At 66.8% G+C, this 23,333-nt stretch carries 19 protein-coding genes; 4 read left to right on the forward strand and 15 right to left on the reverse strand.

Annotation, left to right across the window (positions count from 1 at the left end; translation table 11 throughout):
* The 7 genes from VI480_RS14180 to VI480_RS14210 form a co-directional block, all read right to left on the reverse strand.
* The coding region (locus tag VI480_RS14180) for an ATP-binding protein (RefSeq protein WP_323673514.1) at positions 1-1,177 on the reverse strand (1,177 nt) is incomplete at its 3' end.
* A gap of 197 nt (positions 1,178-1,374) precedes the next feature.
* Positions 1,375-3,813, reverse strand: coding sequence for an AAA family ATPase (locus VI480_RS14185; protein ID WP_323673515.1), 2,439 nt, complete (start codon positions 3,811-3,813; stop codon positions 1,375-1,377).
* Positions 3,814-3,816: 3 nt separating this feature from the next.
* Positions 3,817-4,932, reverse strand: a complete 1,116-nt coding sequence (locus tag VI480_RS14190; protein WP_323673516.1) for a metallophosphoesterase family protein — start codon at positions 4,930-4,932, stop codon at positions 3,817-3,819.
* 162 nt (positions 4,933-5,094) lie between these two features.
* Entirely contained in the window at positions 5,095-6,300 is a 1,206-nt protein-coding gene (locus tag VI480_RS14195) for a CaiB/BaiF CoA-transferase family protein (RefSeq protein ID WP_323673517.1), read from the reverse strand.
* Positions 6,301-6,304: 4 nt separating this feature from the next.
* Positions 6,305-8,020 carry an N-acyl-D-amino-acid deacylase family protein gene (locus VI480_RS14200; RefSeq protein ID WP_323673518.1) on the reverse strand — a complete coding sequence of 572 codons (1,716 nt, stop codon included), beginning with the start codon at positions 8,018-8,020 and terminating at the stop codon, positions 6,305-6,307.
* A 72-nt stretch (positions 8,021-8,092) separates the two neighbouring features.
* Positions 8,093-9,133, reverse strand: coding sequence for a glycosyltransferase family 2 protein (locus VI480_RS14205; protein ID WP_323673519.1), 1,041 nt, complete (start codon positions 9,131-9,133; stop codon positions 8,093-8,095).
* On the reverse strand, positions 9,130-10,530 hold the full coding sequence (locus VI480_RS14210; protein ID WP_323673520.1) for a sugar transferase: 1,401 nt from the start codon (positions 10,528-10,530) through the stop codon (positions 9,130-9,132). Before VI480_RS14210 ends, VI480_RS14205 begins: the two co-directional genes overlap by 4 nt.
* A 94-nt stretch (positions 10,531-10,624) precedes the next feature.
* On the opposite strand from VI480_RS14210, the gene VI480_RS14215 reads away from it, so the two are divergent.
* On the forward strand, positions 10,625-12,223 hold the full coding sequence (locus tag VI480_RS14215; RefSeq protein WP_323673521.1) for a hypothetical protein: 1,599 nt from the start codon (positions 10,625-10,627) through the stop codon (positions 12,221-12,223).
* On the opposite strand, the gene galE is transcribed toward VI480_RS14215, so the two are convergent.
* Positions 12,181-13,188, reverse strand: a complete 1,008-nt coding sequence (gene galE, locus VI480_RS14220; RefSeq protein WP_323673522.1) for a UDP-glucose 4-epimerase GalE — start codon at positions 13,186-13,188, stop codon at positions 12,181-12,183. The genes VI480_RS14215 and galE overlap by 43 nt on opposite strands.
* Before the next feature lie 99 nt (positions 13,189-13,287).
* Here galE and VI480_RS14225 point away from each other — a divergent pair, with 99 nt between their 5' ends.
* Positions 13,288-14,502 carry a DUF3048 domain-containing protein gene (locus VI480_RS14225; protein ID WP_323673523.1) on the forward strand — a complete coding sequence of 405 codons (1,215 nt, stop codon included), beginning with the start codon at positions 13,288-13,290 and terminating at the stop codon, positions 14,500-14,502.
* Positions 14,503-14,524: 22 nt separating this feature from the next.
* On the opposite strand, the gene rsfS is transcribed toward VI480_RS14225, so the two are convergent.
* Together rsfS and VI480_RS14235 are read right to left on the reverse strand one after the other, a co-directional pair.
* Positions 14,525-14,944, reverse strand: coding sequence for a ribosome silencing factor (rsfS, locus tag VI480_RS14230; RefSeq protein WP_323673524.1), 420 nt, complete (start codon positions 14,942-14,944; stop codon positions 14,525-14,527).
* Positions 14,945-14,946: 2 nt separating this feature from the next.
* Positions 14,947-15,540: a nicotinate-nicotinamide nucleotide adenylyltransferase gene (locus VI480_RS14235; protein ID WP_323673525.1), complete on the reverse strand. Its 594-nt coding sequence runs from the start codon at positions 15,538-15,540 to the stop codon at positions 14,947-14,949.
* A gap of 354 nt (positions 15,541-15,894) precedes the next feature.
* Here VI480_RS14235 and VI480_RS14240 point away from each other — a divergent pair, with 354 nt between their 5' ends.
* Both VI480_RS14240 and VI480_RS14245 read left to right on the forward strand, forming a co-directional pair.
* Positions 15,895-16,761, forward strand: a complete 867-nt coding sequence (locus VI480_RS14240) for a sigma-70 family RNA polymerase sigma factor (protein WP_323673526.1) — start codon at positions 15,895-15,897, stop codon at positions 16,759-16,761.
* Positions 16,739-18,169 (forward strand): class II 3-deoxy-7-phosphoheptulonate synthase, encoded by a 1,431-nt coding sequence (locus VI480_RS14245; RefSeq protein ID WP_323673527.1) that lies wholly within the window; start codon positions 16,739-16,741, stop codon positions 18,167-18,169. Before VI480_RS14240 ends, VI480_RS14245 begins: the two co-directional genes overlap by 23 nt.
* Before the next feature lie 9 nt (positions 18,170-18,178).
* Here the strand turns inward: VI480_RS14245 and VI480_RS14250 are convergent, their stop codons facing one another.
* The 5 genes from VI480_RS14250 to cgtA all read right to left on the reverse strand — a co-directional run.
* Positions 18,179-19,615: a vWA domain-containing protein gene (locus VI480_RS14250; protein WP_323673528.1), complete on the reverse strand. Its 1,437-nt coding sequence runs from the start codon at positions 19,613-19,615 to the stop codon at positions 18,179-18,181.
* Between the two features lie 32 nt (positions 19,616-19,647).
* Positions 19,648-20,529, reverse strand: a complete 882-nt coding sequence (locus VI480_RS14255) for a MoxR family ATPase (protein ID WP_323673529.1) — start codon at positions 20,527-20,529, stop codon at positions 19,648-19,650.
* 112 nt (positions 20,530-20,641) lie between these two features.
* A complete protein-coding gene (locus tag VI480_RS14260; protein WP_323673532.1) occupies positions 20,642-21,892 on the reverse strand; it encodes a glutamate-5-semialdehyde dehydrogenase in 1,251 nt (416 codons plus the stop codon).
* Between the two features lie 92 nt (positions 21,893-21,984).
* The gene (proB, locus tag VI480_RS14265) at positions 21,985-23,079 is read right to left on the reverse strand and encodes a glutamate 5-kinase (protein ID WP_323673530.1); all 1,095 of its coding nucleotides are present in this window, start codon (positions 23,077-23,079) and stop codon (positions 21,985-21,987) included.
* Between the two features lie 46 nt (positions 23,080-23,125).
* The coding region (cgtA, locus tag VI480_RS14270; RefSeq protein ID WP_323673531.1) for an Obg family GTPase CgtA at positions 23,126-23,333 on the reverse strand (208 nt) is incomplete at its 5' end.

Genomic DNA, 23,333 nt, shown 5'->3' on the forward strand with positions numbered 1-23,333 from the left:
AGCCCCACAGGCCGCTGATGGGGACCGCTTCGATTCGGTCGCCGAGGCCGTAGCGCTGCGGTCCGGTGTGGAAGACAATGCCGCCGGCGAACTGCTCGGCGGGCAGCTGATCGCGCAGCCATGTCAAATGGCGCGCGTCCCGACGATTGGGGGCGCTGGTTGCCTTGATTTCGAAACCGGCAACACGGGATCCGAATTCCGCGACCAGATCGATCTCGTGCTCACCCCGATGTGCCCGGAGATGGTGCAGATAGACGGTGCTCTCGGATGCCTCAGCCTCTGCGTGAAGCTGTGCGGCGACATAGTTGTCCAAGAGGCGGCCTCGCATGGCATCGTCGTTTTGGATGGACACATCATCGACTCGCGCCAGCCAGGCGGCGAGGCCGGAATCGGTGAGGTACCGCTTCGGCGCAGCAGCAAGGCGCTTGAGCCGATTCGTCCGCCACGCAGGCACATCGACCGCGAGGCGCAGTGTCCTCAGCATGTCGTGGTAGCTGGCGGCCGTGCGCACATCGAGCTTCGCCGCTTCGGCGAGCGTCGCAGCCGGCACGACGCCTGCCGTATGCAGCGCCAGCACTCGCAGATAGCGGATGAGGCGCTCAGGGTTCCGGCGGCGTCCCAGAGAGTCGCCCAGTTCACCGAAATCGCGAGTTGCGGTGGACTCGACGTAGCCGCGCATCCACCGCTGACGACGATGCTGATCCGGTGCCGCAACGGCATCAGGAAAGCCGCCGGTCAGTGCAAGCTGCAGGTAGTCGAGGATGCCGGGGGGCTCGGACGGCACGGTGAATCGGCCGTCAGAGTCCCAGCGGTCGAACAGCGAAGGAGCCGCTGCGTCGCCAAAGCGCTCACGCCCTGTCAAGGGCCACATCTCAATGGTCAGAAAGCGCCCGGTGCCGGGCCATGAGCCAACGATGAGGTCGTTGCGCGCCGAGCCGGTGATGATGTAGCGGCGCGGTCCTGTTCGATCTTCGTCGACTGCGCGCTTGACCGCGCCGAGCACTTCGGGCACGTGCTGCCATTCGTCGAGCAGTAGCGGGAACGGCCCGAGCGAGATTGCCGCATCGGGATCTTCCAGCGAGAGGCCGCGCTGCTGGGGGCGATCCAACCGCAATGCGCCCGCCGCATGACGCAGCGCGGTCGTCGTCTTGCCCACTGCCCGCGGGCCCGTGACCATCACCGCCGGCCAGTACGCCAGATCGTCGGCAAGCAGCCGGTCTGCAATACGAGGTATGTACTCAGCGATACGACAAGCATAGCCGCCGGAAGAAAATCATGCAGGTTATTGCAAGTCTTTCTTGCATGTTTTTGTAGGCCTCTTCCTGCTGGTTCCTGTAATCATGGGTTGCGTACAGTTCGCCCGATCAGCGGTGCTCAGGCCGGTTGCGCAGGTCCGAGCTCGATCAGGTGGACTCCGTCGTCCGACCGCGACCGGGCCCATTCGAGCACCTGTTGTTCCTGTGAGAACAGGATGATCTGACGTTCAGCGGCGAGATCGAACAGGCATTCCAAGATGGTCTGCTTGCGCTCGTTGTCGGCATGCACTGTCGAATCGTCCAGCAGCAGCGGGCACTGTTCTCGGCCGGTTGACAGCACCTGGGCCAACACCAACCGCAGGGCGAGATACACCTGCTCAGTCGTGCCACGCGAGATGCTTCGCGCATCCCGGCGGTCGCCGGACTGCGTGATCAGTCTGACGCTCAGGTCGGCCGGATCGACGAGCACACCGGTGTACCGGCCGTCCGTCACTCTGGACACGAGTGCGCCCACCGCCTCTTCGATTCGCGGCGCCAGTACCCGGTGCGTGTTGTCGGCGGCCTCCTGCATGAAGCGCGCTGTCGCACTCAGCGTCTTGTCAAGCCGTAAAACACGCTCGTGCTCGGCGCGTGCTTCGTCGAGCGCTGCTTCGGCCGCCGCAATGTCGACACTTGCGAGATCGATGCCCTCAAGCTTGCCCGTTGCAGTATCGGCAGCACTGCGAGCCTTCTCCAGGTCAGCAGTCACTGCTGCCAGCCGCCGCTCAATCTCCCCGGCGTCGCCGACATCGGCAATCGACGCGCCCAAAGATTCGAGCGCCCCCTGTGTCTCGTCGACTGCCTGCTGCGCGTTCGCAGCCCGCGCTCTCCATTCCTCAAGGCTCTGACCTGCCAGGGCCTCCTCGAGTGCTCCGCGAGCAGCGGATGCTGCGTCCCGTTCTGCCTGGGCCGAACCATGGTCGTTCAGCACAGAACGGACCTGCGTCACGAGTTCGTCCGCGTCGGCGGCGTCGATCCCGTGACGAGCCGCGGCATCTCTCAATGCGGCCCAGGCTGCGTCTGCGTTCGCACGTCGGTCTTGCTCGGCTTCGTCGAACCTCTGTCGCCGTTCCACGTCGTGTGCAGCAGCGTCGCGACGACGCTGCAGGCCGCCCAACTCCTCACGCCGTTGCGCTGCAGTGCTTACGGCCGCGTCTGCGCCATGGGGCAACTCGGCCTCGTCCAGCTTCGCCAGCGCGGCTCGCATTTCGGCCGTGACCGTCGGCTCGGCCCGGTCGGACGCCTGTGGCGCTCCACGTCTCATGACGAACAACAGCACGGCGACCCCGGTCGCTGCACCGATGCCCACAGCCGTCACAGGTCCGGCCACGACACTGGCCGCTATGGCGCACAGCAGTCCCACAACCGCAACGGCCACCGCTGGCTTCCAACGCTGTCGCGAACTGTCTGGCGCCGGGTGTGCAGGCTCGCCGGCGCCGTTCTGAGCTCCGAGACGCCGCAGCGGCGCGACCCACTGCTGAACCTGGGCGACTTCGGGCGCGGGCGGGAAACTCTGCATCTGCGCGTCCAGCTCGGCCATGCTCTCTACGAGCAACTCCGCGGGCTCCAGCGATGTCGTTGCCGGATCCCCGATGGCCTCGACCTTGGACACGGCCTGCGCCAACGGCGTCACGTCGGCGAGTTCCGGAGCGTCGCAGTCTCCCACCCGATCGCTCAGCTCTTCGAGCTCATGAACCTTGCCGACGAGCTTCGCGGCCTCGTCATGTGCCCGTCGCGTCGCAGCGCAGGCATGCACCCGGTCACGTTCCTCTTCCAATTCGCCGACTGCCTCCCGCAGCCCATCAGCAGTTGCCATGTCGTCGAGATATTTGTCGCGCCGTCCGCGGACTGCATCGAGCTCGCTGCGTGCACGTTCCTCGGCGTCAATCGCCTTCCGCAATGGCCGAATGGCATTCTTGCGCTTCCGGCCGACGTGCTCGCTCCTGAAGCTCTCAATGCGTTCGAGCGCACGCGCCGCCGTGGCGTCGTCGCTCCCCGCTGCCGCTCGTGCGAGCTGTTCTTGGAGTGCATCAGGATTCCCAAGGTCGGACACAACGCCGGCTTGACGCACTGAGGCCGCCATGGCGAAGGTGCTCCTGTTGAGTCCGACGAGCAGCGCACCGTCTGGGCTGCCGTCGTGGGTGATCTCGCTTTCAAGATCCACCAGCCGCCGATCTCCCAACTCTGGATCGCAGACTTCGGTCTCGTTCAGGCGGAGATCCCGGTCGAACCGCACACGCGTGCCGTCGCCTCGCACCATCTCTGCCTCAACCGCCCACGGACCGTCCTCGCCGCTCGACCAAGGGCGGTGACGCTCGGCGAATGTCGCATCGTCGGTTGTGCGACCCGGACCGCGCCTGCGGCCGCACAATGCCGCCGACAGCGCGGCATGCCACGACGACTTGCCGGTCTCGTTGGGACCGTGGACAACGTTGAGCCCTGACGTGAACTGAAGCTGATCGCCCTTGTCGCTGTGAAGTGGGCCAAAGGCGCGCGCCCGAATGTTGCTGAACCACATGATTCACACGACCTCCAGATCGCGATAGCCGTCGAGAGCGCGAAGGCCGGTCACGATGACGCGTTGCTTCAGCTCCGGGCCCATTTCCCTGTCGGCCTCCACAGCCCTCACGAACTCGCCTTTGACTGACGACTCGCCGCGGATCTGATCCAGGTCGTAACCCGCCCGCAGCTCGCCTACCCGGACGGCGAGATACTCGAGCGGGCCCTTGCGCGCAGTGAGCCGCTCAATGTTGAGATTCGCGGTCGGAGACAGCTCGCCGACGAGCGTCACGCGCCCGATGCCCGAGAGCGGTGCCAGCAGTTCGGCCAGCTTGTCCTCAATCTCTTCGACGCTGCCACAACCGGAGACGTCGAGTTCGCGATCGCCATGGACCTCAAGCTCGAACACCGTGTGCCACTCGCGCTTGACCAGCTCGCCCACATCGTCGAATTCCAGCTCGACTGCGCCACCGTCGCCCGCCTCGCCGAACGACAGCGGCGCGGGGGCGCCGCCATAGGTGTGCACTGCGCCTTCGACACGCTGGTGGTAATGACCGACCACAGCATGCGTCAAGCCCGCCGTCCTGATGTGCTCGGCCGAGAACGGCGCGTGCGGCTGCTTGCGGTCGTCGCGCTGAGATGCCCACGACCAGCCGGAGTCTTCCGAGCCGTGGAACAATCCGAAATGGACGGCCTCGCCGACGGCCTGAAAACCCTCGAAGGGATTCGGCGTTCCCGACGGCGCCTGGTGGGCGAATCCCCAGATGCGAACACCGTCGAGGCCATTCCATGCCGTCCATTCCCGCGAGGTGAAGACATGCACGTTCTCGCCCCACGCAGCAGCGCTATACAGGCTCTTGGACCCGTACCAGTCGTGATTGCCCGGCGAGATCAGCACCGGGATGGGCGCGATCGCCTCAAACTCACGTTCCAGCAATGTGACCGTGTCCGGAGTGAAGCGGTCGTGCTCGTACAGGTCGCCGGCGCAGAGCAGGGCATCAACGCCGAGCTCGGCGGCGAGCCCGGTGATCCGGCGCAGCGTGCGCCGTAGTTCGGCTCGCCGGAGGTCGGCAAGATCCCTGCCGCCTTGAGCAAACGGCGCATCCAGATGAAGATCCGAGAATGCAAGAAATCGCATACCGCAGAACTTAATGATGGGCTGTCACAACCATGCTGCCCAGATCGGCGGCCAGCGTCCGCAGCAGCTCTCAGCATGCCGCTGTGCTTCGAGGCCGCAGCCAACATCTAGGTGTCAGTTCGCGTGAGGTTGTGTGCGCGTGATGCGGGCGGGCCGCCATCGCTAGCTGACGGCGCCGGCGTCGCGCAGGGCGGCGATCTCGTCGGGTTCCAGACCGAATTGGGCCAGGATCTCGTCGGTGTGCTCGCCGCGCGCGGGGCTGGGCCGTCGGATCTCACCGGGCACCCCATCGATCTGGGTGGCGTTTCGCACAATGCGAATGTCGCCCATCACCGGGTGATGCACCGGCGCGGCCATGCCCAGGTGCTGTACTTGCGGGTCGGCAAATGCCTCGGCCACGCTGTTGACGCGCCCGCACGGGATGCCGACGGCGTTGAGCCGCTCCACCCATTCGTCGCAGCCCGCGGTGGCGAGCTGCTCGCTGATGAGCTTGTTCAGCTCGGCGCGGTTGGCCGAGCGCAGTTTCGTAGACGAGAACCGATCATCGTCAGGCAGATCAGGGCGCCCGATCTCGGCACAGAACGCCCGCCACAGCCGCCCGCCGGGCGCTGCGATGTTGATGCGCCCGTCGGCTGCCTCGTAGGTGCCCATGGGGATCATCGTGGGATGGTCGTTGCCGGCCTGTGGCGGGTCCTCCCCCGCCACCGTCCAGCGAGCCGCCTGGAAATCGAGCATGCCGATCATCGACTCGAGCAGCGAGGTGTGCACCCAGCGACCCTCGCCGGTGCGGGACCGCTCGATGAGCGCCACGAGCACACCGATCGCGAGCTGAAGGCCAGCAGTCACGTCGCTGATCGCCACGCCAGCCCGCACGGGGCCGTGGCCGGGCAGACCCGTGACCGCCATCATCCCGCCGAGGCCTTGGGCAATCTGATCCACGCCGCCCCGGGTGGCGTACGGGCCGTCCTGGCCGAACCCCGAGATGGAGCCCATCACAAGGGCAGGGTTCACGTCGTGCAGCGTCTCCCAATCGAATCCCAGCCGGTACTTGACCGTCGGCCGCAGGTTCTCGATCAGCACATCGGCCGAGCGAACGAGACGGTGCAGCAGCTCACGGCCTGACGGGTTCTTCAAGTCGATGACCAGCGAGCGCTTGTTGCGATGGATATTGAGGTGATCCGGCGAGGCTTCCCGGCCTTCCTCGAATCCGTCGGTGGGCGCATCCACCCGGATGACGTCGGCACCCCAGTCCGCGAGCTGCCGCACGGCCGTTGGCCCGGCGCGGGCAATGGTCAGATCGAGCACGGTGATGCCGGCCAGCGGCAGCTCCGAGCCGCCGGTGGCCTCCGGCGATGGCAAAGCCGTCACTGGCTCACTGATTCGCCGGGTCCGCCACCGAGCCGCGCACGAGCGTGCCTGGGCGGGCACCCGTGAACTCGCCGTCTGCCGACACCTCGACACCCGCCACGAACGTGTGCCGGTATCCCGTCGACCGCTGGATCAGGCGTTTGCCGCCGCTCGGCAGGTCGTAGACCAGCTGCGGGCGCCCCACCCCGAGGGCTTCGAAGTCGACCACGTTGAGGTCAGCGCGGTAGCCCGGCGCGACCAGACCGCGGTCGGCCAGCCCATAGGCGAGCGCGTTGGCGCGGGTCTGCTTGTGCACCAGGAACTCGAGCGGCAGGCCGTCGCCGCGGCTGCGGTCCCGAGCCCAGTGGGTCAGCAGGTACGTCGGGTAGGACGCATCGCAGATGGTGCCGACGTGCGCTCCCGCGTCGCCGATGCCGCAGATGGTGTGCGGATCGGCCAACATCTCGCGGATCACGTCCAGGCTGCCGCCGGTGTAGTTCTCGAAGGGATACAGGAGCAGGGCGTCGCCATCACCGTCCGAGAGCAGGTCCAATGCCAGCTCCCACGGGCTGACGCCCAGGTCTGCAGCGCGGGCTGCCACCGAGGCACGGGGATCGGGCTCGTAGTCGGGCACGTCGCCGAGCTCGAACGCACGCGTGAGCGCGTAGTCCATCCACTTGCTGAACCCGTCCGCCGGCCGGTCTTCAACCAGCGCCCGACGCAGGCTCTCGTCGTCGCGCATGCGGGCGGCTCGCTGCGGCGTGGGCAGATGGGCGATCTGCCGGTAGGCCGGGTGATTGCCGAAGGGATTCACCGACACGTCGAGTCCGAGCATGACGCTGATGGGTCGGCAGCCGACCTGCCCATTCGCGGCAATGCCCGCAGCGTTGGCGGCACGGATGTGATCGAGGGTCTCGCGCCAGAGCTCCGGTGCATTGTCGACCTGCAGCAGCAGCACTGACAGCGGGCGGCCGGACAGCCCGGCGGCTGCGCGAAGGGTTTCGAACTCGCCGGGCCCGAAGTCGGAATTCACCTGCAGCACTCCGGCGCCGGCCTGCCGCATCGCCCGCGCCACCGCGGCCAGCTCGGGATCCCCCGCCGACAGCGACGGCGTCAGCCGACCGTCCGCCGCCTTGTGCTTGGTGGTGCGGCTGGTAGTGAACCCAAGCGCCCCTGCTTCGAGCGCCTCGGTGACCAAGTCGGTGATCCGTTCGAGTTCTTCAGCTGTCGGCACCTCGGCATGATCGGCGCCGCGCTCGCCCATCACGAAGAACCGCAGTGCTCCGTGGGGCAGTTGGCTGCCGACGTCCATCACCCGGGGCGTCGCTGCGAGCGCATCGAGATACTCCGGGTAGCTGGTCCAACAGAAATCGATGCCCTCCGCGAGCACCGTGCCGGGGATGTCCTCCACTCCCTCCATCAAGTTGATGAGGTAGTCCTCGGTGCCCGGCTGCACCGGTGCGAAGCCGACGCCGCAATTGCCGAAGATCGCTGTGGTCACCCCGTGCCACGACGACGGCGTCATCTCGGGATCCCAAGTGGCCTGCCCGTCGTAGTGGGTGTGTATGTCCACCCAGCCAGGGAGCACGAGGTGCCCTTCGGCGTCGATCTCGCGGCGACGCCGGCCGGTCACCTCGCCGACCTCGGCGATCAGCCCGTTGTCGATGGCGACATCGGCTGTACGTGGCGGGCCGCCGCTCCCGTCAACGACAGTCCCGTTGCGGATCACGACATCAGCCATGTGTGCGAGCGTACTGAGTGACGCCGAACCGGAACTGAGGTTGCCCTGTAGACCGGCATGGCCGGTTGTGCATCACATCTCGCGGTCGGTTGCCTGATCCGTCGGCCGCATGCGCCCGTTGCGGCGGCGGCCGATCAGGAAACCCGTGCCCCACGACAGGTGCATCACGGCGAAGGCCCACACCGCCCGCAAGCAACCGCCGGCCGAGGGAAGGCGTTGACGCAGCCGGGCCGCGGCCACCGTGCACGAAGCGAGATAGACGGCCGGCACGATCCCCCCGCGCCGGCGACCACGCGCCAGCTCGAATGCAGACACCGCCAAGCCAACGACCAGCGCAGGCGCTGCAAGATGCCGCAGTCGCATCGAACGCGGATGGCGGCTGACTACCACACGTTTCCAAGCGCCGTACTCGAAGTACTGGCGCGCCAGCGCGGCCCAGGTCGACCGGGGCTGGTACTCCACTACCAAGCTCGGGTCCAGCCACACCACGTGACCCTGCTCGCGCAGGCGCCAATTCAGCTCGTAGTCCTGGTTCCGCACCAACGAATCGTCGAAGCCGCCCACAGAAGCGAGCGCGGCAGCATCGAACACGCCCAGGTACACCGTGTCGACGGGTCCTTCATCGCTCCTGTGCCGGAAGGCGGCCGGACCGCCCCCGAATGGCGACGACAGTGCTGCGGCAATCACCCGGCTCAAGTCACCCTGGCCCACCGGCCGCTGCGCGCCGCCGACATTCGCCGCGCCAGTGCGCTGCAACGTTGCGACGGCTCGCTCCACATAGTCGGCTGGGAGTCTGGCCTGGGCGTCGACTCGCACGATGATCTCGCCGCCGGCGGCACTGACCGCCAGGTTGAGACCCGACGACGTAGTGCCCGCCGGGTTCGAGACCACTCGGATGGGCCGCGCCGGCCGGGCGTTTGAGTCCGCCGTGCGCGCCCGGCGCTGCGCCACCGCCTCGGTGTCATCCGTGCTGGGGGCCGTCGCCACAATCACCTCCATCGGCCCCTGGTAGGTCTGCGCGCTCACCGCGTCCAGGCATGCGGGCAGTTCGGCGGCGCAGTTGCGCGCCGGAATCACCACCGAGACGACGGCCAGGTCCCCGTTGCTGCTCACCGGGCGTTGCGACGAGCCATCACGACAAGGCTCTTCGCCATGATCTCCCAGTCGAGCACCGGCGACCAGTTGACGACGTACTGCAGGTCGTGACCGAGCTTGTAGCCGGGATCGGTCTGGTAGTGGCCTTGGGTCTGCGCTAGTCCAGTGATGCCGGGCGGCACGTCGTGGCGCCTCCCGTACCCAGCGATCTCGCGCTCGAGCCGGGCGACGAACTGCGGCCGCTCAGGCCTGGGCCCCACCAACGACATCGTGCCGGTCAGCACGTTCCACAGCTGCGGCAGCTCGTCAAGCCGGGTGCGGCGCAGCCAACCCATGCCGCTCATCACTCGAGGATCGTTCGAGGCAGCAAGCACCGGACCGTTGGTCTCGGCATCACGCGCCATCGTTCGGAACTTCAGCAGCACGAATGGCGCCCCGCCGCGCCCCACACGTTCCTGCCGGTACAGCACGCCGTTGCCACCCACGATCCTGACGTAGATGGCCACGGCGACTGTGAGCGGCAGCGCAAACGGGGCGAGCAGCACCAAGTACGCCAGATCCAACAGCCGCTTGAAGCGCAGGCGACATACCGGCAGCGCATGGGTTCGCAGCGCCACGAACGGCATGCCCCCGATCTGGCGACTGCGCTGCAGGCCGAGCAATGTGTCCGCCGGCGTGATCCGCCGGAAGACGCCGACATTGCGCAGCTCCAACTCGCCGAGTGGCTCGGGATAGACGGTCTCCAACGGCTCGCCCGAAAGAAGCAGCAGTTCGGTGACTTCGAGGCGATCTGCTTCACCGATGATCAGCGCCGGGTCGGTCAGGCTGCCCGCAACCACTGCGTCGGCCTCGGCATCAGCGAGGTGCTCGCTGGCCGACTCGATGTCGGCAGCCGAACCCACCAGCAGCATCCGGGGCTTGCCGAACCGCAGCAGGCGCACGCGACGTGCACCCCAGCGGTTGAACGAGATCAGCACCGCTCCCGCCACGGCGAGCACCACCAGGTTGCCCCGGGGCATCAGGTAGCGGCCTGTCAGCAACGTGACCGTGGCGTCGCCGCCCGCCGCCATGAACGTCAGCAGCATGGCGCGCGGCAGCCATGGCCGATGCCCCAGACGTTGCTCGAATTCGTAGAGGCCGCCGAAGTAGTAGACGGTCATGTGGAGGAAGGTGGCGACCCCGAATCCGATCAGGTAGTGCATCCGCGGGTATGTCGGCCAGTCGAGGCCGAAACGCACCACGGTGATGGCCACCATCAAGGCGAACAACGTCACGGCGTCGACGACGTACAGGAACCGGAGCCCTCGCCGGCCGGGCGGCACCATGGACGAGGTCGAGGCTTCGCCGGTCGGCTCAGCCTGTTCGGCGATGTTCGGCGTGGTGTCCGGCAGTCGATGCCGCTCCTGGACCACCATCGGGCCGATACTACGCTGCGCCCCTCCCGACGATGGGTGCGGCGATCAGCATCGCAGCGATCAGAATCGGGCGATCGGAAACGACGGATCCTTCATGCGCACTCCACGACGTTTCGCTCGGCTGCGTTCGGGCTGGACCGCCGTGGCCCTCATCTGCGTCGGCGTGCTGCTGCTGTGGGCGCCCGACCTCAGCCTGCCGCTCGGCAACAGCGACGACGGCCGGATCTTCGGCCGCGCGGGCATCCAGGCACGCAACTTCTGGGACCTCGGGCCGCTCGACTCCAGCTTGGGTGCCCGGACTGACCCGTTCATCAGGGCCGAATTCGAGGTGCCGCCCAGGGCCGAGCCGCCCCCCGAGGCAGTCACCTACGCGCATCACCCGCCGCTGAAGCAGTTCCTCACCATCGTCTCGGTGGGCGCCCTGGGCGACAGCCCCCAGGCGGTGCGCATCACCGATTTCCTGCTCGGTGCCGCCACTGTGGCATTCATGGCCGCGCTGCTGCGCGTCGTGGGCATGGGCTGGGGGCCGACGCTGCTCGCACTGCTGGTGATGGTGAGCACGGGCTTCTTCTACGTCTACGCCCGCATGGGCATCAGCTTCTCGATGCTGCTGGCGCTCACCGCGGCCATCGCCTGGCTGCGCCAGGTCGAACGGCCACCTCGATGGGCGCTCGTGGGCGCCGGCGCGCTGGCTGCCCTCACGGCGATGCACTCGTGGATCGCCATTGCGTCGCTAGGCCTGCTGCTGCCGTGGCTGTTCTGGGGCACGCTGCACCGGCGACGTTCCCAAAGCGACGCCGGCGCCGTCGACGTGTCAACCCCAAGCATGGCCGGGTGGCTGCGCCGGGGATGGTCACCGGCATTGACTGCAATGACGGCCGGCGCCCTGCTGGGAGGACTGCTAACCGCCGGTTGGCTGCTGAACGCAACCGACATCTCGGAGCTCAGCGAGAGAATCGCCTTCCGAACCGGCAATGACGTCTCGACGGCAGCCGAGCAGGCCCAGTTCACCTTCGGCGAGTTCCTCCAGCGCCAATGGACATTCGCAGGTCACGAGCTGCTGACATCGTGGTGGCTGCGCCTGCTGTTCCTGCCGGCGCTCATCGTCGGCCTGATCGACCGGCGAACCCGCGGACCGGTGGTGGTGACGCTCGCTGTGGCCATGTCGCTCACGTTCGCGCTGCAACAGGGTGCGTGGATCCACCGCCTGTGGAACTTCCCGTGGGTGGCTCCCACATCCATCGGCATCGCGGCCCTCGCCGACGCGATCCGTCGATTGCTGCAGGGCCCCGCGGCAAGGCTCCGAGCGCCGCTGGGAGCAGCCGCAGCGGCAGTGACGCTGGTGACGCTGGCCTTCGTGGTGACGGGCTCGACACGGGATTTCTATCTCGACAGGCCCGCCGATGCCGGAGCTGTTCTGGAACAGGCACAAGATGATCCACGAGTCGGCGAAGCGGAATTGGTGTGGTTCACCTCGGGCATCTGGACGCCGCGTTGGATCTCGTACTACCTCGACCTGCCGGTGTGGATGCTCGACGACTCCGTCCTCGGCCAGGTCGCTGCCACCGACGTGATCCTCGTGCGCAACGATCGGGTGCCCTCCTTCGTGCCTACCAAATCGATGGCCGCGCCGCTGGCCGCCGGTGAGGACTACACGCTGATCTCGGCAGAGGAACTCGCAAACCGCCAGTGATCGGCGAGCATCTGGCCCAGGTCTCGTTGCGCGCTCCAGCCGAGCTCAGCTTCGGCGCGACTGCAGTCGGCCCACGACTCGGCGATGTCGCCGGGCCGGCGGCCCACGATCTCGCAGGGGACCGGCCGACCCGTGACGGCCTCGACCGCCGCCACCAACTCGCGCACCGTGGTGCCTGCCCCGGTGCCGAGATTGAACACACGGCTGCGGCGGGTGCCGAGGTCGGCGTTGAGCGCTGCCACATGCCCTTCAGCCAAGTCCGTCACGTGGACGAAGTCGCGCACGGCTGTGCCGTCGCGAGTGTCGTAGTCATTGCCGAAGATCTGCAATCGGCTGAGGGCGCCCAGCGCCACTTGCATGACCGCTGGTACGAGATTCTGGCCAGCGGTGATCGGCTGCTCCCCGATGCATCCCGAGGGGTGCGCGCCGACCGGGTTGAAGTAGCGCAAGACGACGGCCTGCATGGCGGAGGATGCCGCGGCGTCGGCGAGGATGTGCTCGCACATCAGCTTGGTGGTGCCGTACGGGCTCTGGGGTGCAGGCAGTGTGTCCTCGCTGACCGGCAATTGCTCGGGCGTTCCGTACACCACTGCCGACGAGCTGAAGACGAAGCGATCAATGCCGCGCTCCACAGCGATCTCCGCCAAGCACAACGTTGAGAGAAGGTTGTTCCGGTAGTACCGCAGCGGATCGGCAAACGACTCCGGAACGCTCTTGTGCGCCGCGAAGTGCACGATCGAATCGAAGTCGTGTTCGTCGCAGAGCTGACGGACTGCGGTGCGATCCGCCGCATCGCCTTCAACGACTGCCAAATCCGGCGTCGTCAGCTCTCGCAGCTCTCCAACCGTGCCGGGCCGGGCGTTGGAGAAATCATCCAGTACGACGACATCGCGCCCGGCCGCATGCAGAGCAGCCACCGTGTGGCTCCCGATGTATCCGGCGCCACCGGAGACGAGCGTCGTCATGTGGGCAGTGTGCCACCCTCCCGCGACAGGCGACCGGTATGGTGAATATTCGGTCGGATGGCCGCGGTGGCCCTGCTGCACATGTCAAGGAGCAGATCTTTGGAGCACGTTCGCGAACCGTTCGCCGAAGGCCGTCCGGGCGCGGCCGGGGCGTGCGGCCGCACCGGTGCCTCTGCGGGCAGAACGCGTCGACTGCTGAGCTGGGCGACTTGGCTCGTCGCACTGATGCTGCTGGCAGCGTGCTCGTCCATCACGGTGCCGCCGGAGACGACCGAGGTCGAACCCGCACCGGCAGCCACGTCGGCGACGACCGTCACACCGCCCACCGCCGCCGCACCGACGGTTGGAACGACTCCGCCGACGACAGCAGCGCCGGTCACCTCGGTTGCCGTCAGCGAGCCAGCTACTGCCACCACGACCGCTGCGCCGCAGTTCACAGCGCCCTTCACCGGCTTGCCGACGCCCACCGAGATGTTGCGGCCCGCCGCAGTCGTGAAGATCGACAACCACCCCCGAGCCTTGCCGCAGTGGGGTCTCAACCATGCCGACGTCGTCTACGAGGAACTCGTCGAGGCCCGGCTCACGCGATTCGCAGCGATCTTCCATTCCACCGATGCCGACGTGGTCGGCCCTGTCCGCTCGGCTCGCACCGGCGACTTTGCACTGCTGTCGAACCTCAACCGGCCCATCTTCGTGAACTCGGGAGCCAACGATTACACCGCGCGAGCCCTCCGCAGGGTCGACGCCATCGCCATCATCGACGGGGCGGCCATCGCCAAGGGCGTGTTCGAACGCTCGCCAGAGAAGAACGCCCCCCACAATCTCATTACCGACACCGCTCGTATCTATGCAGCGGGTGCAGCCGAAGGCAGGACACCCCCGAAGTACTTCCGGTTCCGTGCCCAAGGCGAGCCGCTGGCGCGGGGCACGGCGATCAGCGGTGTGGATGTCGACTACGGGCAGATCAAGGCGTCATACCGCTGGGACGCAGCCGCCGGCGGCTGGGCTCGCACGCAGAACGGCAACGACCACACTGATTTCGACGGCGTGCGGATTGCGCCCGAGAACGTCATCGTGCAGTTCGTGCGGTATCGCCAGAGCCCAGCCGATGCTGCCACCCCGGAGCCGGTGCTGACCGGCGGCGGAGAAGCATGGATCTTCAGCGACGGCATGCTGGTGCGGGGCACCTGGGAGCGCTTGTCGGAACTCGACGTCACTGTGTTCCGCTCCGACAATGCCCTCGTCGTGCCGCTGACACCCGGACGCACCTGGATCTCGCTGGCCCGGGCAGGAACGGCGGAGATCGTTCCCTGATCCGGTCGGCTCAGCCCGTCGATCAGCCGAATTCGTGACGAGGCACGTCCGACCACAGCCGCTCGAGGTCGTAGCACTCGCGGCTGGGCTCGTGGAAGATGTGCGCCACGAACTCGCCGAAGTCGAGCAGCACCCAGTGCGCCTCGTCGAGTCCCTCGGTGCGGAGGGGCCCGGGACCGCCAGCCGCCTTCACGTGCGCTTCCATCATCTCGGCAATGCGTCGCACGCGCCGTGCGTTGGGGGCGCTCGCGATGATGAACCAATCGGTGATGGCGAGCACGTCGCCCACGTCGAGCGCCACGATGCGCTCGGCCGACATCTCCGCTGCTCCGTCCACGGCGGCTTGCACCAGCGGCGGCACTTCGGCGCCTGTGTCGGTCGGGCTCGGCTGGAGGGCGTGCACCCCGGAAGAGACCGGGGACGCCTGCCGAACCGATGCCACGTTCACGGAGAATAGAGCCTGTGCTCGACGATGTAGCTCATGACGGCGGGCGGCACGAGCTGGGCTGCCTCGGGCGGGGCTTCCCGCCCAGCGCTTTGGGCGAGCAATTGGCGCACCGACGTTGCTGACACGTCGACAGGTTCCATCCGCACGGTCTCGGTGCGCCAACCGTCGACTTGGATGGGCTGCTCGCCTCGTGATTGCAGGACCGCGAGCGTCACACGCTCAGCGAGCTCGGCGGCCCGGTGCCACGTCGTCACGCCGCTCGCTGCGGCGGGGCCGATCACCAGCACCGTCTCAGCGCCGGGCTGCGCTAGCTGCGCGACGGTGTCGATGGTGTAGGTCGGCCCGCCTCGCCGGATCTCCAGATCGCTCACGGCCGTGCCAGCGACGTCGCGAAAGGCCAGCCGGGCCATGGCGAGCCGGTTGTGGGGGAGCGTGACGACCCGCTCGGCTGACTTCTGCCACGGATCGTTCGCGACCACGATGTGGAGCAGGTCGATGCCGAGCTGCTCTCGCGCACAGACCGCAGCGGCAACGTGACCGGCGTGGGGCGGGTCGAACGTGCCCCCGAAGATCGCTTGTCGCGGCGGCACCGCAGCAGTGTAGAGTCACGCCACACATCAGTTCTGCAGCGCACACCGGGGTACCACTGCATTGATCGGGGCGCCCCCGGTGGCGGCTGTTTGCGCGCGTCGTGCGCCATGTGCTATGTTTGATTGTCCGCCCAAAGCAGTGCTGCGCAAGGTCCGGCTTCTCGGACTTGGCATCGCCTGCGGGCGTACAAGCAAGACCGGTGCCGTCAGCACGTCGGTGCCACGCCTGAGTTGGGGCTGCCCCAGTCCTGCGAAGGCGGAACATACCCGGTGCCCCCTACCGGGTGGCATGCCAGGGCGGCATGCAAGCGAAGACGAAGAACCGGCTGCCCCCTGCCGGTTGGAGCGAATGTCATGGATTCAGTTGGCCAGTACCTGAACGAGATCGGTGCGGTGGCACTGCTCACCGCAGAAGACGAGCGGATGCTCTCCCAGCAGATCGAGGCAGGACGCGATGCCAGGACGCGCCTCGACAGCGACGAGGAGCTGTCGGTGGCCGAGCGGCGCGAACTGCGCAAGGCCGTGCAGACCGCTGCGGCGGCACGCGACCGCTTCATCCGGGCGAACCTCCGCCTGGTCGTGTCGATCGCACGCCGCTACCCGCTGCCTCCCACGCTGGAACTGCTCGACCTGATCCAGGAAGGCAACCTCGGCCTCGAGCATGCGGTCGAGAAGTTCGACTGGCGGCGCGGCTTCAAGTTCTCCACCTACGCCACCTTCTGGATCCGTCAGTCGATCGGGCGCGCACTCGATCAGAAGGGCAGCCTCATCCGGCTGCCTTCGGACCGCTCTGCCACGCTGCGGGCCGCGCTGCGGCACAACGGCGGCGACAGCGACTCGCTCGATGACGAGAACGCATGGCTGCAGCGGATCAGCACGCCCACCTCGCTCGACAAGACCGTCGGCGACGACGGCGACAGCGCGCTCATCGACCTGATCGGCGACGATGCGCCAGGTCCGGAGCACTACGCCATCGAGTCGGCCCGCAAGACCATGGTGCACTCCATGCTCGGCCGCCTCGACCCGCGAGCCCAGTACGCCGTCAAGCGGCGCAACGGCCTCATCGACGGCGAGCAGCGCAGCTACCGCGAGATCGGCGAAGAGCTGGGTGTAACGGCCGAGGCGGCACGCCGCCTGGTCAAGCGCGCCGTCGATGAGCTGCAGAGCCTCGCCGCCGACGGCGAGTTCGTAGACATCGATGCCGACGCAGACGCTGTCTGACGACGCAGCCTCATCATCCGGCGCGCCCAGCCCCGCCGGATCTCCCGAGCACGCTGCGGATTGGCATCCCGGCTCATGGGCCGACCGGTCCGCCGGTCAGCAGCCCGAATGGCCCGACGCTGACGCGCTGGCAGCATCGCTGGCCGAGTTGCGCCGGCGTCCGCCGCTGGTTTTTGCAGGCGAGGCCAGGCGGCTGACCGAGCTGCTCGGGCACGTCTGCGCCGGCAAGGCTTTTGTACTGCAAGCCGGCGATTGCGCTGAGTCGTTCGAGCTTTCGACCGCAGATCAGATCCGCGACCGCCTCAAGGTGATCCTGCAGATGGCCGTGGTGATGCAATACTCCGCCGGGCTGCCCATCGTGAAGGTGGGTCGGATCGCTGGTCAGTTCGCCAAGCCGCGCAGCGCGGCCACCGAGACCCGCGACGGCCAGACGCTGCCCATCTTCCGCGGCCACATCGTCAACGACATCGCGTTCGAACCTGAAGCCCGCACTCCCGACCCGTCCCGCCTGCTGCACGCATACAGCACATCGGCGGCAACGCTCAACCTGCTGCGGGCGTTCACACGGGGCGGCTACGCCGACCTGCGGCAGGTGCACGACTGGAATCAGGAGTTCGTGGCCTCCAGCCCGGCTGGCCAGCGCTACGAGGTGCTGGCCAGCGGCATCGATGCGGCCCTGCGGTTCATGAACGCCTGCGGGCTCGACACCGACGACAGCGCCATGCGGCAAGTGGAGCTCTACACCAGCCACGAGGCGCTGCTGCTGGGCTACGAAGAAGCGCTGACCCGTACCGACAGCATCACCGGCGATTGGTACGACTGCTCGGCGCACATGCTGTGGGTCGGTGAGCGCACTCGCGAGCTCGATGGGGCCCACGTGGAGTTCTTGCGGGGGGTACACAATCCGATCGGGGCGAAGCTGGGCCCCACCGCCACACCCGACGAGGCGCTGGCACTGTGCGAAACGCTGAACCCGAACCGGATCCCCGGGCGGCTGACCCTGATCAGCCGCATGGGAGCCGGCAACGTGGTGGAGTGCTTCGAACCCATCCTGCGAGCGGTCACCGACGCCGGCCACCCGGTGGTATGGCAGTGCGACCCCATGCACGGCAATACCTTCAGCACCGAAGACGGGGTCAAGACCCGCCATTTCGACGCCATCCTGGCTGAGATCCGCCAGTATTTTGCCGCTCACGCTGCCGCTGGCACCTGGCCCGGAGGCATTCATCTCGAGATCACCGGCGATGCGGTCACCGAGTGCATCGGCGGCAGCGACGAACTGGCTCAGCACCAGCTCGGCGACCGCTACGAAACCATGTGCGACCCGCGCCTCAACGGCCGCCAGTCACTCGACTTGGCCTTCCTGGCCTCCGACCTGCTCGCGTCGGCCAGAAACGGCGCCGGCTAAGCCCCCCAGCTAGGCGAGGTTGTCGACGAAGCCCTCGAGCTGGCGCAGGTTGCGGCACTCGAACACGCCGTCGGTATAGGTCGAGTATTCGGTGATCACCGAGTCGCCGGTGTCCCAGTACGACCGAGGTTCGGGGTTCAACCAGAACACCGAACGGGCCCGCTTCTGGCACTCCTTGAGCACCCACGCATTCGTCGAGTGGTAGTTGTTGCGGGCATCGCCTAGGAACATCATCGTCGACTTGGCGTTGACGTCTTTGCCAAAGTTCTCCCAGAACACGCCGAAGGCATGGCCGTAGTCGGAATGGCCGTCGACCCAGACGACATCGGCTTCGGTGTTCACCCGGTGCACCGCGTTGGTGATGTCCTCCTCGTTCTGGAACATGTGGGTGACCTCGTCGATGCCGTCGATGAAGACGAACGAGCGCACTTTGGAGAACTGGTTCTGCAGCGCATACACCAAGTGCAGCGTGAACCTGGCAAACGCCGCCACAGAGCCCGAGATGTCAGCGACCACGATGAGCTCGGGCTTGTTCGGCCGGGGGTGGCGGAAGCGCGGCTCCGCGGGCACGCCGCCATAGCTGAGCGAACGCCGCACTGTGGCCCGGAAGTCGAGCGGGCCACGCCGCTTGTGCTTGCGCTTGCGCGCCAGTCGAGCGGCCAGCTTGCGGGTCAGGGGTTGGATGGCCTTGCGGATGTTCGCCATCTCTTCACGGCTGGCGTGCATGAAGTCGACATCTTCGGGAAGCGGCTTGCGCAACGTCTTGGCCATGGCCTCGACACCCCGGTCGGCCACGAGTCGACGCCGGATCTCGGCTTCGATCTCGCGCTTGAGCTGCTCGATGCGGTTCTCGAATTCCTCGCGTTCAAGCCGTTCCGCGAGCGGCGTCATCTCACCGTCGTAGCGCTGCGAGGATTCCTCGATCAGCCGATCCAGCATCCCGTCCAGATCGAGGTTGCGCAGTGTGCGGTACAGGTAGTAGGTGCCGCCGACAGGTCGACCCGGTTCCATGCCCGCGAACTGCGTCACTGCAGCCCGGGCCATGGCCGCCATCATCGCCTCGTCGGCGTTCAGCAGCGCCCGGAAGAGCATCTCGGCAATCTCTTCGGGCGACATGTCCTGGCCGCCGCCGCGGCCGCCCATGCCCTGCATCTGCTGGGACATCCACTCTTCGAGATTGTCGGGATCGAACTCCCCGTTGCCTTCCTCGTCGCCGACGTTGTACTCCGGCCCACGCAATGAGAAGTACACCTCGAAGACCGTCTCGAATGCTCGCCAGTGCTGCTCGTTCTTGACGAGCGTGGCCGCAAGCGCGTACTTGAATGCGTCGCGGTCTTCGATGGGAATGTGCTTGACAGCCTCCATGGCGTCGAGGTTCTCCGTCAACGAGACCGGCAGGCCGGCGTTGCGCAGCTCCCCGACGAAGCCGCTGAGCAGATCCAGCATGGCTGACCCCTGTCTCCCGTCTCCTGCCGCGGCTAGGCCTCGACCGTCAGCTCTTTGGCGGCCTTTTCGATATCAGACTGATACTTGAGCAGGATGTGGAGCGTCTCCTTTGCCTGCTCGACATCGATGTTCTCGATGCCCAGCAGTACCAAGGTGCGGGCCCAGTCCAAGGTTTCCGACACCGACGGCGCCTTCTTCAGCTCGAGCTGCCGGATGGAACGCACGACGCGTGCGATCTGCTCGGCCAAGTTCTCGCTGATGCCGGCGACCTTGGTGAGGACGATCTGCTTCTCGCGTTCAAGGTCCGGATAGTCGATGTGCAGGAACAGGCAACGCCGCTTGAGTGCCTCGGACAGCTCACGGGTGTTGTTCGACGTCAGGAACACCAACGGGATCTGGCTGGCCATGATCGTGCCGAGCTCGGGAATCGAAACCTGGTAGTCCGACAGGATCTCGAGCAGCAGCGCCTCGGTCTCGATCTCGACCCGGTCCACCTCGTCGATCAGGAGAACCACCTTGTCTTCGGCGCTGATGGCTTCGAGCAGCGGTCGGGTGAGCAGGAACTCGTCCTGGAAGATGTCGTCCTGCAACTCCACCCAGTCCTCGTGTTCGGCGTCGACGCCTCGGTCGGCCTGGATGCGCAAGAGCTGCTTCTTGTAGTTCCACTCATACAGCGCCTTGGCCTCGTCGAGCCCCTCATAGCACTGGAGGCGAATGAGGCGAGCGCCGCTCATCGCTGCCACCGACTTGGCCAGCTCTGTCTTGCCAGTGCCTGCCGGTCCTTCGATGAGGACTGGCTTGCCGAGACGCTCGGCCAGGAAAACCACGCTGGCGATGCCGTCGTCGGCGAGGTATTCGACTTTCGCCAAGCCTTCACGGACACCCGAGAGGTCTCCGAACATTGTCTCGTTCATTCTGGGTGTCTCCCCTGTGGGTGTCAGAGTGGGTGCCGGGCCACCGGCACTGCGTCGCCGGGCAACTGGACCGGTCAGACAGTGTGGCAGCCGCGGCCACCTTTCGGCACGGCTATCCCCGCGTGTGACCCGTTCCGGTCACCACGAACTTGGTGGTCGTGAGCTGTTCAAGGCCCATGGGGCCGCGGGCATGCAGCTTTTGGGTGCTGATTCCGATCTCTGCGCCGAAGCCGAATTCCTCGCCGTCCACGAAGCGGGTCGAGGCGTTGACAAGCACGGCAGCGGCATCCACCCGGCGGGTGAATTCCTGGGCGGCGGCCAGATCACCGGTCACGATGGCTTCGCTGTGGCCCGTGCCATGCTGATTGACGTGGTCGATGGCAGTGTCGAGGTCATCGACGACCGCAACGCTCATCTTGAGCGCCAGGAACTCTGTCGCGAAGTCGTCTGGGCTGGCCGGGCCGATCTGGGGTGAGATGGCCTGCGCAGCCGCGTCGCCCACAAGCTCCACGCCGTCCAAGTCGCCCACGATGCGGGGCAGGAACGCGTCAGCCACGTCGCGGTGGACTAGGAGTGACTCCGCAGCGTTGCACACCGAGGGGCGGCTGAGCTTCGCGTTGGCGACGATGTTGGCTGCCATGTCCAGATCTGCCGCCGTGTCGACGTACACGTGGCAATTGCCGTCGCCGTCGAGGACATAGGGCACGGTGGCATTGGCGAGCACCGAGGCAATGAGTGCCGGGCCACCCCGGGGGATAAGACAGTCGATGTGGTCGCGCAACCGCATGAACTCGGTGGCGGCGCTGTGGCGCGTATCGGTGACCAGCACCAGAGCGTCTGCGGGCAATCCCGCTTTGACCAAGCCTTCGCGCAGCGCTTCGGCGATCGCCATGTTGGAGTTCAGCGCAGCCCCCGAGCCTCGCAGGAAGGCTGTGTTGCCCGACTTCAGACACAGACCGAAAGCGTCTGAGGTGACGTTGGGCCGGCTCTCATAGATGATCGCCACCACGCCGAGCGGCACCCGCACCCGCTCCACTGCCAGGCCGTTCGGGCGCACCCACCCGTCGACCACCTGGCCGACTGGGTCAGCGAGGGCCGCTACGTTGCGCAGGCCTGCCGCCATGGCCGAGATGCGGCCAGGGTCAAGCCGCAGACGGTCGATGAGCGTCGCCGAGGTGCCGGCAGCTTCGGCGTTGGCCACGTCGTCGCGGTTGGCCGCGAGCACGCTGTCGCTTGCCTCTTGCAGCAGATCTGCGGCCGACAGCAGGGCCTCGTCTCGTACGGCACCGGGTGCTTGCGCCAGGACGGTCGCCGCGGCCTTGGCGCGCTCGCCGAGCACTGTCATTGGCAGGACAGCGGGCATTTCCACGTCAGGCACCTACGAGGATGCGCGGATTGGCGGAGCTTCCCCTTGCGTCACCCATTGTTATCGCAGGCTAGTGGCGTCACCCGGTATCACCCCAGAACGACGAGATCGTCGCGGTGCACGACCAGTGGGTGCAAGCCTTCGGGCAATTGGTCGCTGCGCAGGCCCGCGGTGGCTCGCAGGCCCTCAGCGTCAATGGCCGCGAGGCCCTTGGCGAAGGTCTCCCCTTGCGGGTCGATGATGTCAACGGCTTCGCCAGCCGCGAAGGAGCCCTCGTGCCCGACGACGCCGGCTGCGAGCAGCGACTTTCCGCCGGCCGACACGGCGCGACGGGCGCCGTTGTCGACAGTCACCGATCCTCTCGCAGCGACGGCAAAGCCGATCCAGAGCTTGCGAGCAGAGACTCGTGCATCTCGTGCCGGCACGGTGGTGCCGACACCCGGCCGGGCCGCTGCAGCGTCGGCGACCACGTCGGGGCGGCGGGCGGAGGCGATCACCGTGCGCACGCCGCTCCACGAAGCCATCCGGGCCGCTGCCAGCTTTGAGGCCATGCCGCCGCTGCCGACCGCATTGGCAGAACCCGCCGCGGCCTGCAGCGACGGACTCACCTCCAAGATCTCCGAGATGAGCGAGGCTTCCGGGTCGATGTTCGGATCGGCAGTGAGGACACCTGGCATGTCGGTCAGCAGGATCAGTACATCGGCACGCACCAGGTTGGCGACGAGGGCGGCAATACGATCGTTGTCGCCATAGCGGATGGCATCGTCGGCGATTGCGTCGTTCTCGTTGACGACCGGCACGACTCCGAGATCGAGCAGGTGATGGAACGTGGCTCGGGCGTGCAGGTACTGATCGCGATCGCGGAAGTCGTGCGGGGCGATGAGCACCTGGCCGACCACCATCCCCTCGGCGGCGAACAGCTCCCGATAGGAGGCCATGAGGTCGATCTGGCCGACGGCTGACAACGCCTGGAGCCGTTCCGGCTCGGTTGGCCGCTCGACCTCCAATCGCTGCACGCCTGCGGTGATCGCACCGGAGGTGACCACGATCACTTCGTGACCGGCTGCGCGCACGACCGCCACATCCGACGCCAGCTTCGCTACGGCATCAAGATCGACGCGCCCGTCCGACGTGGTGATGGACGAGGTCCCGATCTTGGCAATCAGCCGCAGTGAGGCAGGCATCGACGTCAATCCTGCCGTCTTCTGGTTCTCAACGCAGTCATCTGAGTCATGTATCTGGCTCGTACGTGAATTCGAATTCGCCGATGCGCACCAAGTCACCCGACTGGGCGCCGTTGCGAGCCAAGGCCCGTGACACGCCAAGCTTCTCCAAGCGCCGCTGCGCCCATGCCAGCGCAGCGGGATCGGTGAGATCCGACAGAGCAACGGCGCGGCGGGCTTGACGGCCCTCAATCTCGAAGACGCCGTCTGCGAGG

The organism is Candidatus Poriferisodalis multihospitum, from assembly GCF_028283155.1.
In the GTDB taxonomy this organism is placed as follows: Bacteria; Actinomycetota; Acidimicrobiia; order Acidimicrobiales; family Poriferisodalaceae; genus Poriferisodalis; species Poriferisodalis multihospitum.